Raw genomic sequence first — 20,998 nt, 5'->3', positions numbered from 1 at the left:
ACGCACCCGGGGCCTGTCGTGCGGATCACGCCGCAGATACGGGGCCTAGTCCATCCTCCCCAGGACCTCCCGCACCCGCCGGACGTCCCGGATCCGCTGCTCGTACGTCGCTCCGAGTGCGAGCAGCAGGAGTCCGGCGAGGGCGGGAGGCGCCCAGCGGGGGAGCGCCCCCGTCACCTGCACGACGTACGGGGCGAGTTCGTGCAGCGTGACCAGGGCCAGCACCGAGCCGCCGAGCACCAGCGGTGCCTGGAGATGGTGCCGGGCACCCAGCAGCGTGACCAGCAGGGCCGCACCGCCCAGCAGCAGTGGCCGTGTCCAGTACGGGTCGGCCCAGGCCGTGACCAGGCTCGGCAGGAGCGTGACGGTGAGGCCGGCGCCGTACGCCGTCCAGGAGGAAGTCTGCGGGTCGCGGCGCCGCCGCAGCGCTCCGACGAGCAGCGCCGGGACGGTCACCGGGAGCGTGTACGCCTCGGGCGTGCCGACGTCCCAGGCGGCCAGGCGCACCCACGCGGCCAGGACGAACAGGGCCGTGGCCGCGTAGCCGACGGCACGCCGCTCGGCGCGCAGGGCCGTGCCCGCGGCGATCACCCCGCACAGGGCCAGCACCAGGGCGAGCATCGGCGGGTCGGTGACGGCGAGCGCCACGGCGAACAGCCCGAGGGCGGCTCCCACGGCCTCAACGGGCACCGTCGCCCGGGATGCGTCCAGCCGCGGCGCCAGCAGGGCGGCGGCAGCGGGAACCAGCAGGACCAGCAGGGCGGTTCGGGCCGCGGGCCAGTTCGCGGCGGCGCCGGACGCCGAGGCCAGCGCGGCGGCGTAGACGAGAGCGGCCGGAGCGGTGAACGGCGCGACACCCGCCCGCCACGACGCCGCGGCGAACAGCACCGTCAGCCCGGACAGCACGACGAGGGTCGCGGACTGGGACGCGAGGGAGACCAGGGTCAGGCCGACGGCCGTGACCAGGGCCAGGACGAGAGCCGTCACCTGCGCGGCCGACGCCGTGACCCGGCACGCGTACAGCGCCGCCGCCGTCATGACGCCCAGGACCAGCAGGCCGGCGGCGTACGGGACCTCCAGGACCGCCGGGAGTATCAACGCCGTGGCCCACAGCAGGCCGACAGCACCGAGCCGGGCCCGCGGACGCCACACCTGCGCACGGACCGCCAGGGCGAGCACCGCCGCCACGCCCACCAGCACGACCGGAGCCACCACCGCGTCCGGCGGCCAGGGGGCCTCGACGAGCACCGCCGCACGCGCATCGGAGGGCGCGCCACTCCACACCCGGCCCAGCCATCCGGCCGGGCCCAGCAGCACCACGGCGACGACGGGCAGCGTCCACAGCACCGCCAGCGCCTGTACGGAACCGGAGGCATAGGCGAAGCCCGTCCGCATCGCGTCCGGCAGCCGTCCTGCCCGCACCGCCGCCAACAGGGCCACACCGACGGCCAGATGAGCCGGAACCACCCACTCCGAAGGCAGCCCGGAACGCGCCACCCCACCGAGCGCGGCCACGACGAGCAGACCGGCCGTGATCGCGAGGCCAAGGGCGTGCCCGACGCCCGGACCCCGCCAGGCCGCACCCAGGGCGATCGCCGCCGCGAGCAGGAGCAGCGCCCCGGCGCGGGAGGCCTCACCCGGACCGCCGGCCGTCAAGGACAGCCAGCCCGCCCCCAGAACACCCCAGCCGCCCATGCCGTAGGCACCGACGACGGCGGTGATCCGCACCGCCCCGGCCGCCAACCGCGCCACCGCCACCGCGTCGAGCCCGGCCGTCACCAGCAGCGCGGCCGTGATCGTGTACGGACTCGCGTCGGCGGCCAGGGCCGACAACAGCAAGGGGAACTGGGCCGCGGCCAGGGCGGAAGGCAGGGGCAGGCGCAGCGCGGACGTGACCGGCAGCAGGCCGTACGCCGACCACGTCACCGCCAGCACCGCCGAGGCGGCGGCCGCGTACCCGGTCCCGTCCGTCCCGGAGAGGGCCGCCGCGTACAGCGCGTAGGCGTCCAGGACGGTCAGGGCGAGCCCGAGGCCCGCCACGGACTCGGCCGTCGACCGCAGCCCCCGCTTCAGCAGGGCCACGGGCGCGGCGAGCGTGGCCAGCGTGACCGCGCCGAGCACCAGGGCCCGCCCGGTGATCCCCATCTGCCCCCAGCTGACCAGCGTGAACACCGCCGCCGCGAGCGTGAGCAGGACACCGCCGAGGACCAGCAGCACGTTCTGCACGCTGGGCGCCGCCGTCTCGGGACGCGGCGGTGCGGCGGCCGGGGACTGCGCCGAGGCCCAAGGCCGCGGCTGCTGCTGCGTCTGCTGCAGTGCCGCGACCAGCCAGGCGCGGCGGGTCAGCAACTGGGAACGCCGGGCGTCCAGTTGACGGAGTTCGGCGTCGAGGAGCCGCAGTTCCTCGGCCGGGGGCGGAAGGTGGGTCATGGATCGCAGTGTGGTCCGCGTCACCCGGCACGGCATGAGTGCGGGTACTCAGGCGCGTACTCAGACAGTCCGTGCCGCGCGTGGGCAGACTGCCGGGATGGACTGGAACCATTACCGCTTCCGCAGCCTGTGGCCCCTGCCCGCACCCCCCGCCACCGTCTACGACGTGCTGGAACGTCCCGAGGACTACCCGAGCTGGTGGCGCCAGGTCCGGGAAGTGACCCGGCTCGACGACACCACCGGGGTGATCCGCATCCGTTCCCTTGTGCCGTACGACATGACCTTCACGGCGCGCGAGGTGCGGCGCGACCGCGCCGCCGGTGTGCTGGAGACCACCCTGTCCGGGGACATCGAGGGCTGGGCACGCTGGACGGTCACGCCGCGCGGGACGGGCAGTCTGGCGCGGTACGACCAGGTCGTCAGCGTGAACAAGCCGCTGCTGCGGCGGCTCGCCGTACCGGGTCGGCCCGTCTTCCGCGCCAACCACGCGCTGATGATGCGGTCCGGGCGGCGCGGACTCCTCAGGCACCTCGAAGCGGTTTGAAGGAAGCGTGCCCGGACCTGTATGGTTCAGTGCGTTCCCGGGCGATTAGCTCAGTGGGAGAGCGCTTCGTTCACACCGAAGAGGTCACTGGTTCGAACCCAGTATCGCCCACCGGAAACAGCCGGTCCGTCACAGACGGACCGGCTTTTTCATGCCCGCGCGGGCCCCCGCGCCGGCTGCTCAGGCAGCCGCCGCCGGCAGGTCCGGACGCAGCGGCCACGCCGGGTCGACCGCCTCGTCCACACCGCTGCGCGCGAACCACGCCTGCAGGCCCCGCGCCTGGGCCGCGTGCCACACCGCCTGCAGGGTGTGCAGCTCACCCGGGGCGAGACGCTCCAGCCGGGACGCGAACCGGCGGCCCACCGCCCGCGTGACCTCCAGCGCCGCCACGGCGTCGGCCGCCGCGTCGTGCGCACCCTCCAGAGCGACGCCGTAGTGCGCACACAGGTCCGTCAGGGTGCGACGGCCCTTGCGGTAGCGGTCCAGATGCTTGTCCAGGACCCGCGGGTCCAGCACGGACAGCGGCGCCGACTCGAACCAGCGCCCGAGCGCCGAGGCGCGATGACGGCGCAACTCCCGGTCCAGCAGGGTCAGATCGAACGGCGCGTTCATCACCACGACCGGGCGACCGGCGTGCGCCTGCTCGGCCAGAGCCTGCGCTATCTCGTGCATCACCGGCGCCGGCCACCGGCCGTTGCGCTGCAGGTGCTCCTCCGTCAGTCCGTGCACCGCTGTCGCCCCGGCGGGCACCGGCACCCCCGGGTTCACCAGCCAACGGCTCACCCGCGGCCGGACACCCGGCGCATCCTGGACGACCACGGCGGCCGACACGATCCGGTCGGTCTCGACGTCGACGCCCGTCGTCTCCGTGTCGAAGGCGGCCAGCGGCCCCTCGTACCAGCACGTCGTCATAGCCACACAACCCCTCGTTCACCTTCGGCAGTTGACGCACCGTCCGCTGCCCGATTCGGTGATACCCGGGCTGTTTGCGCCGTACGCCGGAAGGAGACAACAGGAGTACGGGTTGTTGCAGTTCAGCGGCCCGCAGTGGGGAATCACTTGTTCTGGAAGGCTGTTGGCCATGGCCATTGCGCAGCCCGAACGGGGCGGGCTGCTGCCCGAGCGCACGGCTCCCTCTCGCGGCACTCTCGCCACCACCGCCTGCATGGAGACACTGCAGGTCGGCTATCTGCACGCCGTCGCGGCGGCCGCCGGCTGCTCGCTGTCCCAGCCCTTTCCCGACAACGGCATCGACTGGCACGTCAGCCACAGCGCCCCCGGGCACACGGTCGACGACGAGGTCACCATCAAGGTGCAGCTCAAGGCCACCTACCAGGTGCCGCCCAACCCGCCGGGCCGCAGCTTCTCCTTCACCCTCGACAACCACCACTTGGCGAAGCTCGCCCGCACCCCCGTGTCCGTGCACAAGATCCTTGTGGTGATGCTGGTGCCGCGTTCCCAGGACGACTGGCTGCGCGCCGGCCACGACCGGCTCGACCTCAGGCACTGCTGCTACTGGACCAACCTCGCCGGACAGCCGATCACCGGCCGCCACCGCACCACCGTGCGGATACCGACCTCGCGCATCTTCGACGACCGGGCCCTCTGCGAGATCATGACGCGGGTCGGGACGGGAGGGAAACCGTGACGCACCGCCCGACCGAGGAACCACTGAGGCAGGTCCGGCCGCACCCCGTCGACACCACCCGCAGCGGCGCTCCGCCCGAGCCCGTCGACGTCGACCCGGCCGTCCTGGGCGCCCTGCTGCGCCGGCACGGCTGGCAGCGGCGCGGTGGCGCCCCCGGACGCTACGGCCGCTGGACCCCGCCCGGCCCCGGCGGCAGCGGCACGAGCCTCCTGGTGCCGGAGAGCCGCGCCTTCCCCGACAGCGACGACCTGCTCGGCGAGGCCCTGCTCGCCCTGTCCCGCAGCGGATCGCCCTCCGCCCGCGAGGTCCTCGTCTCCCTCGCCGTGCCCAGCGACGAGATCCGGTGGTGGCACGACGTCCCCGCCGGACCAGCCGGCGCGGCGTCCTGGACCGTCGAGGACCGGCTGCGCGGCGCCGCCCGCCGGATGCTGCTCGCCGCCGCCCTCGCCACCCGCGCCCGGGCCGGTTACCACGGCGCCCGGCACCGCCGCTCCGCCGCCGCTGCCCTGGAGAACGTCCTCGTCGGCTCCGCCACCGACGGCCGGATCACCGCGTTCGTGCCGGTCGCGGCCGGCCGCCCCCTCGCCGTACGCCTCCACCAGGCCCTCTTCGCCGCCCGGGAGGCCATCGACTACCAGCGGGCCACCGGCGGCATGGACGCCTTCGACGCCGCCGTCGAGGCAGGGGTGAGCCATGAGCTCACCGAGGCCCTCGTCGCCCTCGTCCGGGGCACGGAAGGCGCCCGGATCGCCGTCGAGTGGGCCCCGGCGGCCGGTGTGCCCGAGGGCTGTGCGCCCTCCGCCGAGCCTGTCGAGTTCTCACCCGGCGACCTGGCCGTGCTGCGCGAGGCGGGCGCCCGCTACCTGCGCGAGGAACCCGCGGTTCCGGTGCGGATCACGGGAGCGGTCGTACGGCTGCGCAGGTCCGGGCCGCGCGGCGACGGCACGGTGCGGCTGCGCGTGCTGGCCGGGGCCGAGGTGCCGAACGTCCGGATCACCCTCGACGAGGAGGCGTACCGGATCGCCGGGCACGCCCACCTGGTCGGACTCCCCGTACGGGTGCAGGGGCGGCTGGAGAGCAGGGGCGGATTCCGCCGCCTCACCGGGGCCCACGGGGTCGTCCCCGTCCAGGTCGACGACGCCGAACGGGACCGGCTGATGAAGGAGCTCCACGAGAACCTCGACTTCTTCGAGGAGGCCTGCGGAGGGGACTGAAGGGGCCTGGGGGAGGGGATCGCGGCAGCGTGTGGGAGTGCACTGCGGCGGCCTCCGGAGGTGACCGCCGGGACTGATTTCGCGTAGGGCGGTCCCGGGTCGGTACGATCCTTACTCGTGCGCGCGCTCGGGTATGGCGCCGCAGCCCCCTTCAGTCAGGAGAGACCGGTGTCAGACGTCCGTGTGATCATCCAGCGCGATTCCGAGCGGGAAGAACGCGTGGTGACGACGGGCACTACGGCCGCCGAGCTCTTCGCCGGCGAGCGCTCGATCATCGCCGCGCGCGTGGCAGGCGAGCTCAGGGACCTGTCGTACACCCTGTCCGAGGGCGACGAGGTCGAGGGCGTCGAGATCTCCTCCGAGGACGGCCTGAACATCCTGCGCCACTCCACCGCGCACGTCATGGCGCAGGCCGTGCAGGAGCTCTTCCCCGAGGCCAAGCTCGGCATCGGCCCGCCCGTCAAGGACGGCTTCTACTACGACTTCGACGTCGAGAAGCCCTTCCACCCCGATGACCTCAAGGCCATCGAGAAGAAGATGCAGGAGATCCAGAAGCGCGGCCAGCGCTTCTCCCGCCGTGTCGTCACCGACGACGAGGCCCGCGAGGAGCTGGCCGACGAGCCGTACAAGCTGGAGCTGATCGGCCTCAAGGGCTCCGCCTCGCACGACGACGGCGCGGACGTCGAGGTCGGCGCCGGCGAGCTGACGATCTACGACAACCTGGACGCCAAGACCGGTGACCTGTGCTGGAAGGACCTCTGCCGCGGTCCCCACCTGCCCACCACCCGGAACATCCCGGCGTTCAAGCTGATGCGCAACGCGGCCGCCTACTGGCGCGGCAGCGAGAAGAACCCCATGCTCCAGCGCATCTACGGCACCGCCTGGCCCACCAAGGACGAGCTCAAGGCGCACCTGGAGTTCCTCGCCGAGGCCGAGAAGCGCGACCACCGCAAGCTCGGCAGCGAGCTCGACCTGTTCTCCGTCCCCGAGCAGATCGGCTCCGGCCTCGCCGTCTTCCACCCCAAGGGCGGCATCATCCGCCGGGTCATGGAGGACTACTCGCGCCGCCGCCACGAGGAAGAGGGCTACGAGTTCGTCTACACCCCGCACGCCACCAAGGGGAAGCTCTTCGAGACCTCGGGCCACCTGGACTGGTACGCCGACGGCATGTACCCGCCCATGCAGCTCGACGAGGGCGTGGACTACTACCTCAAGCCCATGAACTGCCCGATGCACAACCTGATCTTCGACGCGCGCGGGCGTTCCTACCGTGAACTGCCGCTGCGCCTCTTCGAGTTCGGGACCGTGTACCGGTACGAGAAGTCCGGCGTCGTGCACGGTCTGACCCGCGCCCGCGGCTTCACCCAGGACGACGCGCACATCTACTGCACCCGTGAGCAGATGTCGGAGGAGCTCGACAAGACGCTCACCTTCGTCCTCGGCCTGCTGCGCGACTACGGCCTGACCGACTTCTACCTGGAGCTGTCCACCAAGGACCCGGAGAAGTTCGTCGGCTCGGACGAGGCCTGGGAAGAGGCGACGGAGACGCTGCGCCAGGTCGCCGAGAAGCAGGGCCTGCCCCTCGTCCCCGACCCGGGCGGCGCCGCCTTCTACGGCCCGAAGATCTCCGTCCAGACCAAGGACGCCATCGGCCGCACCTGGCAGATGTCGACGATCCAGCTCGACTTCAACCTGCCGGAGCGCTTCGACCTGGAGTACACCTCCGCGGACGGCTCCAAGCAGCGCCCCGTCATGATCCACCGCGCGCTGTTCGGCTCCATCGAGCGCTTCTTCGCGGTCCTCCTGGAGCACTACGCGGGTGCCTTCCCGGCGTGGCTGGCCCCGGTCCAGGCGGTCGGCATCCCGATCGGCGACGCGCACGTGGAGTACCTGGAGAAGTTCGCCGCCGCGGCCAAGAAGAAGGGCCTGCGCGTCGAGGTCGACTCCTCCTCCGACCGCATGCAGAAGAAGATCCGCAACGCCCAGAAGCAGAAGGTGCCCTTCATGGTCATCGCGGGCGACGAGGACATGTCCCACGAGTCCGTGTCCTTCCGCTACCGCGACGGCTCGCAGGAGAACGGCATCCCCTTCGACGAGGCCATCGCGAAGATCCTGAAGGTCGTCGAGGAGCGCGCCCAGGTCTGATCACACGGTGCGAAGGCCCCCGGGGAGATCCCGGGGGCCTTTGCCGTACCCCCAGCTCGACGCCATATGCTGCACAGCATGACGAGTGAGCCGGAGCAGCAGCTGGGAGTAGGGACGCAGGACGCGTTCCAGCGACTGTGGACGCCCCATCGGATGGCCTACATCCAGGGCGAGAACAAGCCGACCGGCCCGGGCGCCGGCGACGGCTGCCCCTTCTGCTCGATCCCGGCCAAGTCCGACGAGGACGGGCTCGTCGTCCGGCGCGGCGAACAGGTCTACGCGGTGCTCAACCTCTACCCGTACAACGGCGGGCACCTGATGACCGTGCCCTACCGGCACGTCGCCGACTACACCGACCTCACGGCCGGGGAGACCGCCGAGCTCGGCGAACTCACCAAGCAGGCCATGACGGCCCTGCGCACGGCCTCCGGCGCACACGGCTTCAACATCGGCATGAACCAGGGCACGGTCGCCGGCGCGGGCATCGCCGCACACCTGCACCAGCACATCGTGCCGCGCTGGGGCGGGGACACGAACTTCATGCCGGTGGTGGGTCACACGCGGGTGCTGCCGCAGCTGCTGGCGGACACGCGGAAGATGCTGGCGGAGGCCTGGCCGGCATAAACCGCGGGCATGCGTGCCGCCCGGGGCGGCACGGGTGGGCGCGGTGGCACCTCGAAGCGCCGGGCTGCGCACCCACCCGCGCCTCAGCAACAACGCCGGGCACCTAACCGACTAGGCGTCGTACACGTCCGCCTTCTTCGGCGAAACCTCCTGCACCGCCCCACTCAGCGCCGCCGACCTGGACCCGAACTTCTCCACGTCCACCCCGTTCTCCCGGAGCACCTTCAGCGCCGCCGTGTGCACGACCCGCAGCACGGGTGTGGCCGCCCGCAGCGCGTCGTCGGCCATGAAGCGGTGCCGCCACGGCTGGTCGGCCCACGCGTGCCGCAGACCGAACGGCTCGGGCAGCGTCAGACTGCCGCCGAGCCAGTTCAGCAGCGGCGGGTACCAGGTCAGCGGGGCGCGCGCGGCCAGCCGTACCACCTCGTCGGCGTCGATCAGCGGCAGCTTCACGGTGCGGGTCTCCCAGAACCGGAGAGCCTTCTGCACCGCCTTCTCCTTGGCCGCCGGCTTCTCGTTGAACAGGGGGTTGACCGGCCCCAGCGCGTGCCCGGTGACCTCGATGCGCAGGGTGTCGTGCAGCACGGTCACCGTGATCAGCATCGTGATCACCAGGTGGCCGTCCCACAGGGTCCACTGCACGCCCAGGTAGTGGCGGTCGCCGCTGCCGAACTGCTGCTTGTTGCAGATGTCCTGGATGGCGTGCGTCCGGACCGTGTACGCGTCGACGTCCGTGCCGCTCGGCCGGGACACGTCCGTCGCCTTCTCACCGATCGGCGTGACGATCCAGTGCGTGATGGACGGCTTGGGGAAGCCGCCGGTATTGATCGACGTGCGCTCCAGCATGCCGAGCCCGCCCTGGATCGCCACGATGACGTCCCAGCTGCGGAAGGGGTGGAACTCCTTGCCCGGCTCGGCGGAGACCAGCTCCTCGGCCAGCTGCCAGCTGCCCCACCGCGTGCCCATGCCGAGTATGCCCTTGGGGCCGGCGTAGAAGACCGAGTTGGACCGCTGCTCGGCGGCGAGACGGGCCAGCTCCTTGCGGACCTGCTCGGCCGCGTCACCGGGGTTGCCGGGCACGGCCTCGGGGATCTTGGCACCGACACCACCGCCCGACAGCAGACTCGACCAGCGCTCCCGCAGGTCGCGCGCCGTCCGCTCGCAGATCTGCTTGGCCCAGAACCAGCCGACCACCGGCATGATCACCGCCGCGCGCCCGTACAGGGCCCAGAAGCCCGTGAACGGCATGCGGATCAGGAACAGCACGGCCAGCGCGCCCACCGCGACCAGCAGCGTCGTGGCGAGGGCGCCGGCCCGCTTGTCCTCGCGCTTGGCCATGGTGGTGCGCAGCGTGAACACCAGCAGCCACACGAGGAAGCCGGGCAGGAAGAGCACCCCGCAGATCACCGTGATCGCCGCGAGCCAGTTGTCGCGGTCGCGGCGGATGCGGTGGGCCGCCAGGCAGTGCTCCACGACGACCTGCGGCTCGATGCCGAAGGACTGGATGACCGGCTTGCGCCCGGCACCCAGCATCCGGTCGATCACCGCGCGGGAGAACGCCTCGCCGAACCTGGGGCGGAAGATCTTCGCCCAGGAGCGCGGGGGAGTCACCTTCGACTGGTGCCACTCGTTGTCGGCGGCCAGGATCTTGGTGACCTCGTCGTCCCGGTACGCCGCCGCGGCCAGCGCATAGGTCGCCGCCGTCTGGCCGCTCGCACCCGCCAGGGGCACCTGGGCTCCCGGGCTGAAGTCGAATCCGTCCGTCACTGCCGCCCCCATCGCTGCCGCATCCGCATCTGCGGCCTTCCCGACTTCCGCGCTCCGCACACCTGTTGATCAGGTCATCAGCGTATCCGTCCGTACCGGCGAGCGGGGGCGGGCGGCCCGTCAAGCCGTCCGCCCCCGCGGAGGGGAGCTCCCACAAGGGCACTTGGTGGCGCCCGGCGCCAACTACGAGGCCTTGCGCTCCTCTTCACGCACCCGGTCCGCGACCTGCTGCGGCATCGGTTCGTGCCGCGCGTACCGGCGGCTGAACCCCGCGGTGCCGTGCGACATCGACCGCAGATCGATGGCGTACCGGCCGATCTCGATCTCCGGAACCTCGGCCCGGATCAGGGTGCGCCCGCCCGGGGTCTGCTCGGTGCCGAGCACCCGGCCGCGCCGCCCCGACAGGTCGCTCATCACGGCGCCCACGAAGTCGTCACCGACCAGCACCGACACCTCGGCCACCGGCTCCAGCAGATGGATCCTCGCGTCGGCCGCGGCCTCCCGCAGCGCGAGCGCGCCGGCTGTCTGGAAGGCGGCGTCGGAGGAGTCCACCGAGTGCGCCTTGCCGTCCAGGAGGGTCACCCGTACGTCGATGAGCGGGTACCCGGCCGCGACCCCCTTGGCCGCCTGGGCCCGTACGCCCTTCTCCACCGACGGGATGAACTGCCGGGGCACCGCCCCGCCCACGACCTTGTCGACGAACTCGATGCCGGACCCACCGGGCAGCGGCTCGACCTCGATCTCGCAGATCGCGAACTGCCCGTGCCCGCCGGACTGCTTGACGTGCCGACCGCGGCCGGCCGACTTGGTCGCGAACGTCTCGCGCAGGGACACCCGGTGGGGGACGACGTCGACCTGGACGCCGTACCGGCTGCGCAGCCGCTCCAGGGCCACGTCGGCGTGCGCCTCGCCCAGACACCACAGGACCACTTGGTGCGTGTCCTGGTTCTGCTCCAGCCGCATCGTCGGGTCCTCGGCCACCAGCCGGGCCAGGCCCTGGGACAGCTTGTCCTCGTCCGGTTTGCTGTGCGCCTGGATGGCCAGCGGCAGCAGCGGGTCGGGCATCCGCCACGGCTCCATGAGCAGCGGGTCGTCCTTGGCGGACAGGGTGTCGCCGGTCTCCGCGCGGCCCAGCTTCGCCACGCACGCCAGGTCGCCCGCGATGACGTGCGACACCGGGCGCTGCTGCTTGCCGAACGGCGTGGACAGGGCGCCGATCCGCTCGTCGACGTCATGGTCCTCGTGTCCGCGATCGGCCAGCCCGTGCCCGGAGACGTGGACCGTCTGGTCGGCGCGCAGCGTGCCGGAGAACAGGCGGATCAGCGACAGCCGGCCCACGTAGGGGTCCGAGGAGGTCTTCACGACCTCCGCGACCAGCGGGGCGTCCGGATCGCACGGCTTGAGCTCGCGCGGCTTGCCGTCGATGGTCGTGACCCGCACCGTCTCGTGCTCCAGCGGCGTCGGGAAGCCCCGCGTGATCAGCTCCAGCAGCTCCAGGGTGCCGAGCCCCTGCCGGGCGCCCTCACCCGCGGGGGCGGCGGCCAGGACGGGGAAGAAGACCCCGCGCGCGACGGCCCGTTCCAGGTCCTCGATGAGCGTCTTGACGTCGACGGGCTCCCCGCCGAGGTAGCGGTCCATGAGGGTCTCGTCCTCGCTCTCGGCGATGATCCCCTCGATGAGCCGGTTGCGAGCCTCCTCGATCAGCGGCAGCTGGTCCTCGCCCGGCTCGGACTCCTTGCGCTCGCCGGTCGAGTAGTCGAACAGCTTCTGCGACAGCAGCCCGATCAGCCCGGTCACGGGCGCGTGCCCGTCGGGCGCCTGGGGGCCGTGCAGCGGCAGGTAGAGCGGCAGGACCGCGTCGGGGTCGTCCGCGCCGAAGGCCTCGGCGCAGGTGCGGGTCATCCCCTCGAAGTCCGCGCGCGCCGACTCCAGGTGCGTGACCACGATGGCCCGGGGCATGCCCACGGCCGCGCACTCCTCCCACACCGTGCGGGTCGAGCCGTCCACCCCGTCCGAGGCCGAGACGACGAAGAGGGCCGCGTCCGCCGCGCGCAGACCGGCCCTGAGTTCACCGACGAAGTCGGCGTATCCGGGGGTGTCGAGGAGATTGACCTTGATGCCGTCCCACTCGACGGGCACCAGGGAGAGCTGTACCGAACGCTGCTGCCGGTGCTCGATGTCGTCGTAGTCGGAGACGGTGCCGCCGTCCTCCACGCGGCCCGCCCGGTTCACCGCCCCCGCCGTGAGCGCGAGGGCTTCGACCAACGTGGTCTTTCCCGATCCGGAGTGGCCGACCAGCACCACATTCCGTACGGACTGAGGGTGGTCGGCCGCTTGTGCCCTGCCGGCGGCCCCAGGGTGTGTCTGTGCCTTGTCGCCCATGATCCTGCCTCCCGTGCACGGTGAGGTCCCTGTGGGCGCGGACACGCGGAATCCGCGTGCGGTGCGGCTCCGGCGACGCCCGCGGTCATTCGACCTTCCCACTCCCGTCACGGTGCGTCCATACGAACGACGCGATCCCACGGCCCACCAGCGGCCCGCGGGTTCCCCCGAAAGGGGTCAGGGTGCCCGCACCTCGCCCACGCGCGCGCGTGACTACGATGGGCCAGCCGGTGGCCAGCAGGGGCCAGACGGCGACACCGACCCTCGGGAAGGCCATGCTGAACAAGTACGCGCGTGCATTCTTCACGCGTGTCCTCACGCCGTTCGCCGCGTTTCTCATCCGCCGGGGCGTCAGCCCCGACACGGTCACCCTCATCGGCACCGCCGGTGTGGTAGCGGGCGCGCTGGTCTTCTACCCCATGGGCGAGTTCTTCTGGGGCACGGTCGTGATCACGCTGTTCGTGTTCTCCGACCTCGTCGACGGCAACATGGCCCGTCAGCTCGGCCGCAGCAGCCGCTGGGGAGCCTTCCTGGACTCCACGCTCGACCGGGTCGCCGACGGCGCGATCTTCGGCGGCTTCATCCTCTGGTACGCCGGCGGGGGTGACGACCTCGTCCTGTGCGCCGTCTCGATCTTCTGCCTGGCCAGCGGCCAGGTGGTGTCGTACACCAAGGCCCGGGGCGAGTCGATCGGCCTGCCGGTCGCGGTCAACGGGCTCGTCGAGCGGGCCGAGCGGCTGGTGATCTCCCTGGTCGCGGCGGGGCTCGCGGGCCTGCACACGTTCGGTGTGCCCGGCATCCAGTACCTGCTGCCCGTCGCCCTGTGGATCGTCGCCGTGGGCAGCCTCGTCACGCTCATCCAGCGGGTCGTCACGGTCCGTAGGGAGTCCGCGGAGGCCGAGGCCGCAGAGGCCACGCCGGACGGGCAGGACAATGGGGACGAGCAGCAGAACGCCTCTCACGGGAGCGAGGCGGCCACGTGAGCGCACAGGACCGGCTGACGGACGCGCTGTACGGCCTCGGCTGGGGCGCGGTCAAGAAGCTCCCCGAGCCGGTCGCCGCACGGCTCGGCCGGACCATCGCCGACCTGGCCTGGAAGCAGCGCGGCAAGGGCGTCCAGCGCCTGGAGGGCAACTACGCGCGCGTGGTGCCCGGAGCGAGCCCCGAGCGCCTCGCCGAGCTGTCCCGCGCGGGCATGCGCTCCTACCTGCGCTACTGGATGGAGTCCTTCCGCCTCCCGGCCTGGAGCGAGGAGCGGATCAAGGGTGGCTTCGAGGGCAAGGACCTGCACCACCTCACCGAGGGCCTGGCCGCCGGCAAGGGCGTCGTCCTCGCCCTGCCGCACCTCGCCAACTGGGACCTGGCCGGCGCCTGGGTCACCACGAAGCTCGGCATCCCCTTCACCACGGTCGCCGAGCGGCTGAAGCCCGAGACGCTCTACGACCGGTTCGTCGCCTACCGCGAGGGCCTCGGCATGGAGGTCCTGCCGCACAGCGGCGGCACCGCCTTCGGCACCCTGGCCCGGCGGCTGCGCGACGGCGGTCTGGTCTGCCTGGTCGCCGACCGCGACCTGTCCGCGTCGGGCGTCGAGGTGGACTTCTTCGGCGACACGGCCCGGATGCCGGCCGGACCGGCCCTGCTCGCCCAGCAGACCGGCGCCCTGCTGCTGCCGGTGACCCTCTGGTACGACGACTCGCCCGTGATGCGGGGCCGCGTCCACCCGCCCGTCGAGGTCCCCGAGTCGGGCACGCGCGCCGAGAAGACGTCCGTCATGACTCAGGCGCTGGCCGATGCCTTCGCCACCGGGATCGCCGACCATCCGGAGGACTGGCACATGCTGCAGCGCCTGTGGCTCGCCGACCTCGATCCAGCGAAGGGATCCACGTGAGGATCGGCATCGTCTGCCCGTACTCCTGGGACGTACCGGGTGGCGTCCAGTTCCACATCCGTGACCTCGCCGAGTACTTCATCCGCCTCGGCCACAAGGTGTCCGTCCTGGCCCCGGCCGACGACGACACCCCGCTGCCGCCGTACGTCGTCTCGGCGGGGCGCGCGGTGCCGGTGCCCTACAACGGGTCGGTTGCCCGGCTGAACTTCGGCTTCCTGAGCGCCGCCCGGGTGCGCCGCTGGCTGCACGACGGCGCGTTCGACGTGATCCACATCCACGAGCCGACCTCCCCATCACTGGGCCTGCTGACCTGCTGGGCCGCCCAGGGCCCGATCGTGGCGACGTTCCACACGTCCAACCCGCGCTCGCGCGCGATGATCGCCGCCTACTCGATCCTCCAGGCCGCCCTGGAGAAGATCAGCGCCCGGATCGCGGTGAGCGAGTACGCCCGCCGCACGCTGGTGGAGCATCTCGGCGGCGACGCGGTCGTGATCCCCAACGGCGTCGACGTCGACTTCTTCGCCGAGGCCGAACCCAAGGCCGAGTGGCAGGGCGACACGATCGGCTTCATAGGGCGTATCGACGAGCCCCGCAAGGGACTCCCGGTGCTGATGAAGGCCCTGCCGAAGATCCTCGCCGCGCGTCCGCAGGCCCGGCTGCTGGTCGCCGGGCGCGGTGACGAGGAGGAGGCCGTTCAGTCCCTGCCGGTCGAGCTGCGCTCCCGTGTCGAGTTCCTCGGCATGGTCAGCGACGAGGACAAGGCCCGCTTCCTGCGCAGCGTCGACCTGTACGTCGCGCCCAACACCGGCGGCGAGAGCTTCGGCATCATCCTCGTCGAGGCCATGTCCGCGGGAGCCCCCGTCCTCGCCTCCGACCTGGATGCCTTCGCCCAGGTCCTGGACCGGGGAGCGGCCGGCGAACTGTTCCCCAACGAGGACGCCGACGCCCTCGCCGACGTGGCCGTACGGCTCCTGGCGGACCCGGAGCGGCTGGCGGAGCTCCGCGAGCGGGGGAGCGCCCATGTGCGGCGCTTCGACTGGTCGACCGTCGGCGCGGACATCCTGTCCGTCTACGAGACGGTGACGGCCGGAGCGGCGGCGGTGGCCGAGGACGAGCGGACGACCGGGCTGTGGGGGCGGCTGGGGTTCGCCCGCGACTGAAGGGCGGGCGCCCGGTCCTTTTCAGGCCATGCCAAAGGGCAGGTCGGGCGGGCGTGTGCCCCGGTGCCGAATGATCGATTGCGCAGATCACCCGTGATCTTTCCGTGTCGCTCGAGTGTGCGAAGTGGCTGCCGGGACTTGAGTGAAAACCGATGGATCATGAATCAATATCGAATGTACGGTGCAATGGGTAGCTGACCGGCTGCCCCTTGTAACGGGAGGAGATGTTGTGGACGAGCAGATCGAGCTCACGACCGCCGAGCCGTACGCCCCGCCGACGCTGACCGAGGTCGGAGAGTTCAACGAGGACACCCTGGGCTTCATCGGCTGGGGCAACGACATCTTCGGTCACTACTCGGGCGGCTTCTGACAGTCGTCTCGCCGGCTCTCGCCGGCACGAGCACGCTCGGAGAGATGAGCAGATGAGCAGCACCGGGTTCGTGGTCCTGCCGGACACGGCAGCGGCGGCCGCCGTCCGCGCGGCCGTGCCGTGGGCGTCGCCGCAGGAGTACGCGCACGCCTCGGGGCGGCCGTGGCTGGTGGGCCGTTGGTCCACCGGCGAGATCACGGTGGTCACCGCGGGCCCGGTGCGGGTGGCGGTGGTCGGGGTCTGCCCCGTCCCCGCCGCCCGGCTCTCCGAACTGGCCGCCCGTATACGGACGGTGTCCGACGCGGACGCGCTCGCCACGTCCCTCCCCGGCTCCTGCCACCTGGTCGTCTCGGCCCACGGGGAGGTTCGCTTCCAGGGCAGCGCGACCGGACTGCGCCGGGTGTTCCGCACCCGGACGAACGAGGTCGAGGTGGCAGCCGACCGGGCCGATGTACTCGCCGCGATGACCGGTGCCGGGATCGACGAACAGGCGCTGGCCCTGCGCGTGGCCACCGGCGGGTTCCTGCCGCCTCCGCTGGGCGACCGGCCCCTCTGGGCCGGCATGTCCGCGCTTCCCCCGGACCACTGCCTGGTGTGGGAACACGAGCGGATCCGTGAGACACGCTGGTGGCGGCCGCCGGCCCCCGAACTGACCCTGACGGCAGGCGCCGAGGCGGTGCGGCAGGCTCTCACCTCGGCCTTCGACGACCGCGCGCCCGAGCGGGGCCGGCTGAGCACGGACCTGTCCGGCGGCATGGACTCCACCTCACTGTGCTTCCTCGCCGCCCGGCGCACGCCCGACCTGGTGACGTTCCGCTGGGGCGAGGCCGAGGCGGGCAACGACGACGCCGCCTTCGCCACCCACGCCATCGGCGCCCTCGACCGGGCCGAGCACCTCGTGGTCCCTCCCGGCGACCTCCCCTCCCTGTTCACCGACTGCGACGAGCCGGTGGACACCGAGGGGCCCTACCCGTTCGCCCGCACCCTCGCCCGCACCCGGCACACGGCCCGCCTGCTGGCCGGCACCGGATCGCGCAGACACCTCGCCGGACACGGCGGCGACGAACTGTTCACCCCGTTCCCCGGCTACCTCCACGGACTGCTCCGCCACCGTCCGCTGACCGCCCTGCGGCACGTGCGCGGATACGCCGCGCTGAGCCGCTGGCCCGTCCTGCCGACCCTGGCCGCGCTGACCCGCCCCGGTGACGAAGCCGCCTGGTGGCGCAGCCAGGCCGACCGGCTCACCGACCCGCCCCCGCCCAAACGCCGACCCGCACTCGGGTGGGGACTGTGGACGCTGCGCGCACCGTCCTGGGCCACCGGCACCGCGATCGAGGCCGCCCGAGAGGCCCTCCGGGACACCGCGACCCGGGTACAGCCGCTCTCCGGCGACCTGGCACAACACCAGTCGCTCCTGGCCGTGCGCACCGCCGCCCCCTGGTACCGGCAACTGGCCCGCGTGTTCGCCGACGACGGCGTACAGCTCGACTCGCCCTTCTTCGACGACCGCGTGGTGGAAGCGGTCCTGGCGGTCCGGGCCCACGACCACGCCGGCCCCTGGCGCTACAAGCCCCTGCTGGCCGACGCGATGCGCGGCATCGTCCCGCAGCCCGTGCTGGGCCGCTCCACCAAGGGCGAGTTCAGCGACGAGGCCAACAGCGGGCTGCGCCGCAACCTGCCCGCGATCCTGGAGATGCTCGACGACTCGGCCCTGGCCGCCCGGGGCCTGATCGACCCCGCGGAACTGCGCACCCGGCTGCTCGCACCCCAGCCGGACAACTCCACGAGGATCGCCCTGGAACCCCTGATCGGCTGCGAGACCTGGCTGCGCGCCGCCACCCGCCCCACCCCTGCCTGGAGGTTCGACGCCCGTGCGCCTGCACCCTGACGTGAGCACCACCGACACCGACGACGGCACGGTCCTGCTCAACGAACGCACCGGCCGCTACTGGCAGTTGAACAACACCGGCGCCCACGTGCTGCGCGAACTGCTCGACGGGCACCAGCCCGCCGCCATCGCCACCGCACTCGCGAGCCGGTACGGGATCGACTCCCAGCAGGCCGAACGCGACGTGAGCGCCGTGATCGAGCGACTGCGCGGCTCGGAACTGGTGATCTCGTGAGCATGCCCGTCGCGCTGGCCGAACGCCGCCGTCTCCCTGTGCATCGCCGGGTCCTGCCCCTGCTGGCCGTGGGCGTCGCCCGACTGCTGGCCAAGGTCAGACCCGCCCGGCTGCGCACCGTCCTGGAGTTCGCCCGCCGGGGCGCCGCACCCGCGACGGCCGCGCAGGCGCTCAGAGCCCGCGAGGAGGTCGTGTCCGTCAGTCTGCGCTGCGCCGGGCAGGGCTGCCTGCAGCGCTCCATCGCCACCGCCCTGCTCTGCCGCATGCGCGGTGCCTGGCCCACCTGGTGCACCGGGGTGCGCACCCACCCCTTCGCGGCCCACGCCTGGGTCGAGGCGGAGCGGCAACTCGTCGGCGAGGGCCACCCCAAGGGGCACTTCAAGACACTGATCTCCATCCCGCCCCTGGCGGAGGACCGCAACCGCTGATCACGGGCGGGGCGGGGCGAACGGCGGGGCCCCTCGTGCCGCTAGCCTTGCCGCCCGTGACCACCACTCTCATCTGGATCGCCGTCGCCCTGGTCGCGATCGGGCTCTACCTGAGCTGGACCGCCGGCCGGCTCGACCGCCTCCACGCCCGGATCGACGCCGCCCGCGCGGCCCTGGACGCCCAGCTGCTGCGGCGCGCCTCGGTGGCGCAGGAGCTCGCGACGTCGGGGGTCCTCGACCCGGCCGCCTCGATCGTGCTGTACGAGGCCGCGCACGCCGCCCGGCAGGCCGAGGAGGAGCAGCGGGAGGTGGCCGAGAGCGAACTGAGCCAGGCGCTGCGGGCCGTCTTCGGGGAGGCCCCGCAGGTGGAGGCGGTGCGGGAGGCGCCCGGGGGCGAGGAGGCGGCGCGGGAACTCACCGAGGCGGTCCGCAGGGTGCCGATGGCCCGGCGCTTCCACAACGACGCCGTACGCGCGGCCCGGGCCCTGCGCCGGCACCGAAAGGTGCGCTGGTTCCGCCTGGCCGGTCACGCGCCCTTCCCGATGGCCTTCGAAATGGACGACGAGCCTCCGGCGGCCCTGGTGGACCGGGCCGCCTGAGCCCCGTTCACCTGTCGTTTTCCGGCCGTCCGTCGCAAAAGGATCCACGGCGTTCTCATTGGCCCTTGCTGTGGCCTGGTTCTCTCACGTTTCCTCAGTGCTGCAGAAACCCCCTTTCCCATCAGCGAGGTCACCCGTGTCCATCTCCGAAAACCAGGCTCCCGAGACCGGCACCGCCCGAGTGAAGCGCGGCATGGCCGAGCAGCTCAAGGGCGGCGTGATCATGGACGTGGTCACGCCGGAGCAGGCCAAGATCGCCGAGGACGCGGGCGCCGTCGCCGTCATGGCCCTGGAGCGGGTCCCCGCCGACATCCGCAAGGACGGCGGCGTCGCCCGCATGTCCGACCCGGACATGATCGAGGGCATCATCGACGCCGTCTCGATCCCGGTCATGGCCAAGTCCCGCATCGGCCACTTCGTCGAGGCCCAGGTCCTGCAGTCCCTCGGCGTCGACTACATCGACGAGTCCGAGGTCCTCACCCCGGCCGACGAGGTCAACCACAGCGACAAGTTCGCCTTCACCACCCCCTTCGTCTGCGGCGCCACCAACCTGGGCGAGGCCCTGCGCCGCATCGCCGAGGGCGCGGCCATGATCCGCTCCAAGGGCGAGGCCGGCACCGGCAACGTCGTCGAGGCCGTCCGCCACCTGCGCCAGATCAAGAACGAGATCGCCCGCCTGCGCGGCTACGACAACAACGAGCTGTACGCCGCCGCCAAGGAGCTGCGCGCCCCGTACGAGCTGGTCAAGGAAGTCTCCGAGCTCGGCAAGCTTCCCGTCGTGCTGTTCTCCGCCGGCGGCGTGGCCACCCCGGCCGACGCGGCCCTGATGCGCCAGCTCGGCGCCGAGGGCGTCTTCGTCGGCTCCGGCATCTTCAAGTCCGGCGACCCGGCCAAGCGCGCCGCCGCCATCGTGAAGGCCACCACCTTCTACGACGACCCGAAGATCATCGCCGACGCGTCCCGCAACCTCGGCGAGGCCATGGTCGGCATCAACTGCGACACCCTCCCCGAGGCCGAGCGCTACGCCAACCGCGGCTGGTAAGGCACAGGAATCCATGAGCGACACCCCCGTCATAGGCGTCCTGGCCCTCCAGGGCGACGTACGGGAGCACCTCGTCGCCCTGGCCGCGGCCGATGCCGTGGCCAGGCCGGTGCGGCGCCCCGAAGAACTCGCCGAGGTCGACGGCCTCGTCATCCCCGGCGGCGAGTCCACCACCATCTCCAAGCTGGCCGTGCTGTTCGGCCTGATGGAGCCCCTCCGCGCGCGCGTGCGGGACGGCATGCCCGTCTACGGCACCTGCGCCGGCATGATCATGCTCGCCGACAAGATCCTCGACCCGCGCTCGGGCCAGGAGACCCTCGGCGGCATCGACATGATCGTGCGCCGCAACGCCTTCGGCCGGCAGAACGAGTCCTTCGAGGCGGCCGTCGGCGTCCAGGGCATCGAGGGCGACCCGGTGGAGGGCGTCTTCATCCGCGCCCCCTGGGTGGAGTCGGTCGGAGCCCGGGCCGAGGTTCTCGCCGAGCACGACGGCCACATCGTCGCGGTCCGCCAGGGCACCGCGCTGGCCACGTCGTTCCACCCGGAACTGACCGGCGACCACCGCGTCCACGCCCTGTTCGTCGACATGGTGCGGGCGAACCGGACAGCCGGATCCTTGTAGGATTCCTGCGTT

At 72.2% G+C, this 20,998-nt stretch carries 19 protein-coding genes and 1 tRNA gene; 16 read left to right on the top strand and 4 right to left on the bottom strand.

From position 1 onward, the window contains the following. Positions 1 to 45 precede the first annotated feature (45 nt). Complete coding sequence (locus IE153_RS10100; RefSeq protein ID WP_189589407.1) at positions 46 to 2,466, bottom strand: SCO7613 C-terminal domain-containing membrane protein; 2,421 nt, start codon at positions 2,464 to 2,466, stop codon at positions 46 to 48. Positions 2,467 to 2,527: 61 nt separating this feature from the next. Between IE153_RS10100 and IE153_RS10095 the strand changes: the two genes are divergently transcribed. Next, positions 2,528 to 2,974, top strand: a complete 447-nt coding sequence (locus tag IE153_RS10095; protein ID WP_189589406.1) for an SRPBCC family protein — start codon at positions 2,528 to 2,530, stop codon at positions 2,972 to 2,974. Positions 2,975 to 3,013: 39 nt separating this feature from the next. Beyond that, a tRNA-Val gene (locus IE153_RS10090) sits at positions 3,014 to 3,085 on the top strand. 69 nt (positions 3,086 to 3,154) lie between these two features. On the opposite strand, the gene IE153_RS10085 is transcribed toward IE153_RS10090, so the two are convergent. Further along, positions 3,155 to 3,886 carry a 3'-5' exonuclease gene (locus IE153_RS10085; RefSeq protein WP_031104480.1) on the bottom strand — a complete coding sequence of 244 codons (732 nt, stop codon included), beginning with the start codon at positions 3,884 to 3,886 and terminating at the stop codon, positions 3,155 to 3,157. 169 nt (positions 3,887 to 4,055) lie between these two features. Between IE153_RS10085 and IE153_RS10080 the strand changes: the two genes are divergently transcribed. The 4 genes from IE153_RS10080 (at position 4,056) to IE153_RS10065 (ending at position 8,605) form a co-directional block, all read left to right on the top strand. Beyond that, positions 4,056 to 4,622, top strand: a complete 567-nt coding sequence (locus tag IE153_RS10080) for a DUF4365 domain-containing protein (protein ID WP_189589405.1) — start codon at positions 4,056 to 4,058, stop codon at positions 4,620 to 4,622. Beyond that, a complete protein-coding gene (locus IE153_RS10075) occupies positions 4,619 to 5,836 on the top strand; it encodes a hypothetical protein (protein ID WP_189589404.1) in 1,218 nt (405 codons plus the stop codon). Before IE153_RS10080 ends, IE153_RS10075 begins: the two co-directional genes overlap by 4 nt. Positions 5,837 to 6,004: 168 nt before the next feature. After that, positions 6,005 to 7,981, top strand: coding sequence for a threonine--tRNA ligase (gene thrS, locus IE153_RS10070; protein WP_185009161.1), 1,977 nt, complete (start codon positions 6,005 to 6,007; stop codon positions 7,979 to 7,981). Between the two features lie 66 nt (positions 7,982 to 8,047). Then, a complete protein-coding gene (locus IE153_RS10065; protein WP_189589403.1) occupies positions 8,048 to 8,605 on the top strand; it encodes an HIT family protein in 558 nt (185 codons plus the stop codon). 111 nt (positions 8,606 to 8,716) lie between these two features. Here the strand turns inward: IE153_RS10065 and IE153_RS10060 are convergent, their stop codons facing one another. Then, entirely contained in the window at positions 8,717 to 10,384 is a 1,668-nt protein-coding gene (locus IE153_RS10060; RefSeq protein ID WP_189589402.1) for an AbeC-like domain-containing protein, read from the bottom strand. A gap of 171 nt (positions 10,385 to 10,555) precedes the next feature. Then, positions 10,556 to 12,754, bottom strand: coding sequence for an elongation factor G-like protein EF-G2 (locus IE153_RS10055; protein WP_189589401.1), 2,199 nt, complete (start codon positions 12,752 to 12,754; stop codon positions 10,556 to 10,558). Between the two features lie 218 nt (positions 12,755 to 12,972). Here IE153_RS10055 and pgsA point away from each other — a divergent pair, with 218 nt between their 5' ends. The 10 genes from pgsA (at position 12,973) to pdxT (ending at position 20,986) form a co-directional block, all read left to right on the top strand. Next, positions 12,973 to 13,737, top strand: coding sequence for a phosphatidylinositol phosphate synthase (gene pgsA / locus IE153_RS10050; RefSeq protein ID WP_229828958.1), 765 nt, complete (start codon positions 12,973 to 12,975; stop codon positions 13,735 to 13,737). Then, positions 13,734 to 14,642, top strand: coding sequence for a phosphatidylinositol mannoside acyltransferase (locus tag IE153_RS10045; protein ID WP_189589400.1), 909 nt, complete (start codon positions 13,734 to 13,736; stop codon positions 14,640 to 14,642). Before pgsA ends, IE153_RS10045 begins: the two co-directional genes overlap by 4 nt. Beyond that, on the top strand, positions 14,639 to 15,802 hold the full coding sequence (locus IE153_RS10040; protein WP_189589399.1) for a glycosyltransferase family 4 protein: 1,164 nt from the start codon (positions 14,639 to 14,641) through the stop codon (positions 15,800 to 15,802). The genes IE153_RS10045 and IE153_RS10040 overlap by 4 nt, the downstream gene beginning before the upstream one ends. 229 nt (positions 15,803 to 16,031) lie before the next feature. Continuing rightward, complete coding sequence (locus IE153_RS10035) at positions 16,032 to 16,172, top strand: keywimysin-related RiPP (protein ID WP_158761618.1); 141 nt, start codon at positions 16,032 to 16,034, stop codon at positions 16,170 to 16,172. Between the two features lie 52 nt (positions 16,173 to 16,224). Continuing rightward, positions 16,225 to 18,060: a lasso peptide isopeptide bond-forming cyclase gene (locus IE153_RS10030; RefSeq protein WP_189589398.1), complete on the top strand. Its 1,836-nt coding sequence runs from the start codon at positions 16,225 to 16,227 to the stop codon at positions 18,058 to 18,060. 1 nt (position 18,061) lies between these two features. After that, on the top strand, positions 18,062 to 18,295 hold the full coding sequence (locus tag IE153_RS10025; protein ID WP_229828957.1) for a lasso peptide biosynthesis PqqD family chaperone: 234 nt from the start codon (positions 18,062 to 18,064) through the stop codon (positions 18,293 to 18,295). Further along, positions 18,292 to 18,723 carry a lasso peptide biosynthesis B2 protein gene (locus tag IE153_RS10020; protein WP_229828956.1) on the top strand — a complete coding sequence of 144 codons (432 nt, stop codon included), beginning with the start codon at positions 18,292 to 18,294 and terminating at the stop codon, positions 18,721 to 18,723. Before IE153_RS10025 ends, IE153_RS10020 begins: the two co-directional genes overlap by 4 nt. Positions 18,724 to 18,779: 56 nt before the next feature. Then, positions 18,780 to 19,322 carry a LemA family protein gene (locus tag IE153_RS10015; RefSeq protein WP_185009149.1) on the top strand — a complete coding sequence of 181 codons (543 nt, stop codon included), beginning with the start codon at positions 18,780 to 18,782 and terminating at the stop codon, positions 19,320 to 19,322. A 136-nt stretch (positions 19,323 to 19,458) separates the two neighbouring features. Continuing rightward, on the top strand, positions 19,459 to 20,364 hold the full coding sequence (pdxS, locus tag IE153_RS10010) for a pyridoxal 5'-phosphate synthase lyase subunit PdxS (RefSeq protein WP_030843057.1): 906 nt from the start codon (positions 19,459 to 19,461) through the stop codon (positions 20,362 to 20,364). Positions 20,365 to 20,377: 13 nt separating this feature from the next. Further along, on the top strand, positions 20,378 to 20,986 hold the full coding sequence (gene pdxT, locus IE153_RS10005; RefSeq protein WP_189589397.1) for a pyridoxal 5'-phosphate synthase glutaminase subunit PdxT: 609 nt from the start codon (positions 20,378 to 20,380) through the stop codon (positions 20,984 to 20,986). Positions 20,987 to 20,998 lie beyond the last annotated feature (12 nt).

The organism is Streptomyces massasporeus, from assembly GCF_014648995.1.
GTDB lineage: Bacteria > Actinomycetota > Actinomycetes > Streptomycetales > Streptomycetaceae > Streptomyces > Streptomyces massasporeus.
The sequence above is the reverse complement of the archived record's forward strand: the minus strand, read 5'-3'. Positions and strand labels throughout refer to the sequence as shown.

Bases quoted from the DNA above. Each gene is read 5' to 3' on its own strand.
- pdxT (WP_189589397.1), top strand. From the start codon at position 20,378: ATGAGCGACACCCCCGTCATAGGCGTCCTGGCCCTCCAGGGCGACGTA.
- IE153_RS10065 (WP_189589403.1), top strand. From the start codon at position 8,048: ATGCTGCACAGCATGACGAGTGAGCCGGAGCAGCAGCTGGGAGTAGGG.
- IE153_RS10100 (WP_189589407.1), bottom strand. From the start codon at position 2,466: ATGCCGTGCCGGGTGACGCGGACCACACTGCGATCCATGACCCACCTT.
- IE153_RS10055 (WP_189589401.1), bottom strand. From the start codon at position 12,754: ATGGGCGACAAGGCACAGACACACCCTGGGGCCGCCGGCAGGGCACAA.
- IE153_RS10080 (WP_189589405.1), top strand. From the start codon at position 4,056: ATGGCCATTGCGCAGCCCGAACGGGGCGGGCTGCTGCCCGAGCGCACG.
- IE153_RS10095 (WP_189589406.1), top strand. From the start codon at position 2,528: ATGGACTGGAACCATTACCGCTTCCGCAGCCTGTGGCCCCTGCCCGCA.
- IE153_RS10085 (WP_031104480.1), bottom strand. From the start codon at position 3,886: ATGACGACGTGCTGGTACGAGGGGCCGCTGGCCGCCTTCGACACGGAG.
- pgsA (WP_229828958.1), top strand. From the start codon at position 12,973: ATGGGCCAGCCGGTGGCCAGCAGGGGCCAGACGGCGACACCGACCCTC.
- IE153_RS10060 (WP_189589402.1), bottom strand. From the start codon at position 10,384: ATGGGGGCGGCAGTGACGGACGGATTCGACTTCAGCCCGGGAGCCCAG.
- IE153_RS10030 (WP_189589398.1), top strand. From the start codon at position 16,225: ATGAGCAGCACCGGGTTCGTGGTCCTGCCGGACACGGCAGCGGCGGCC.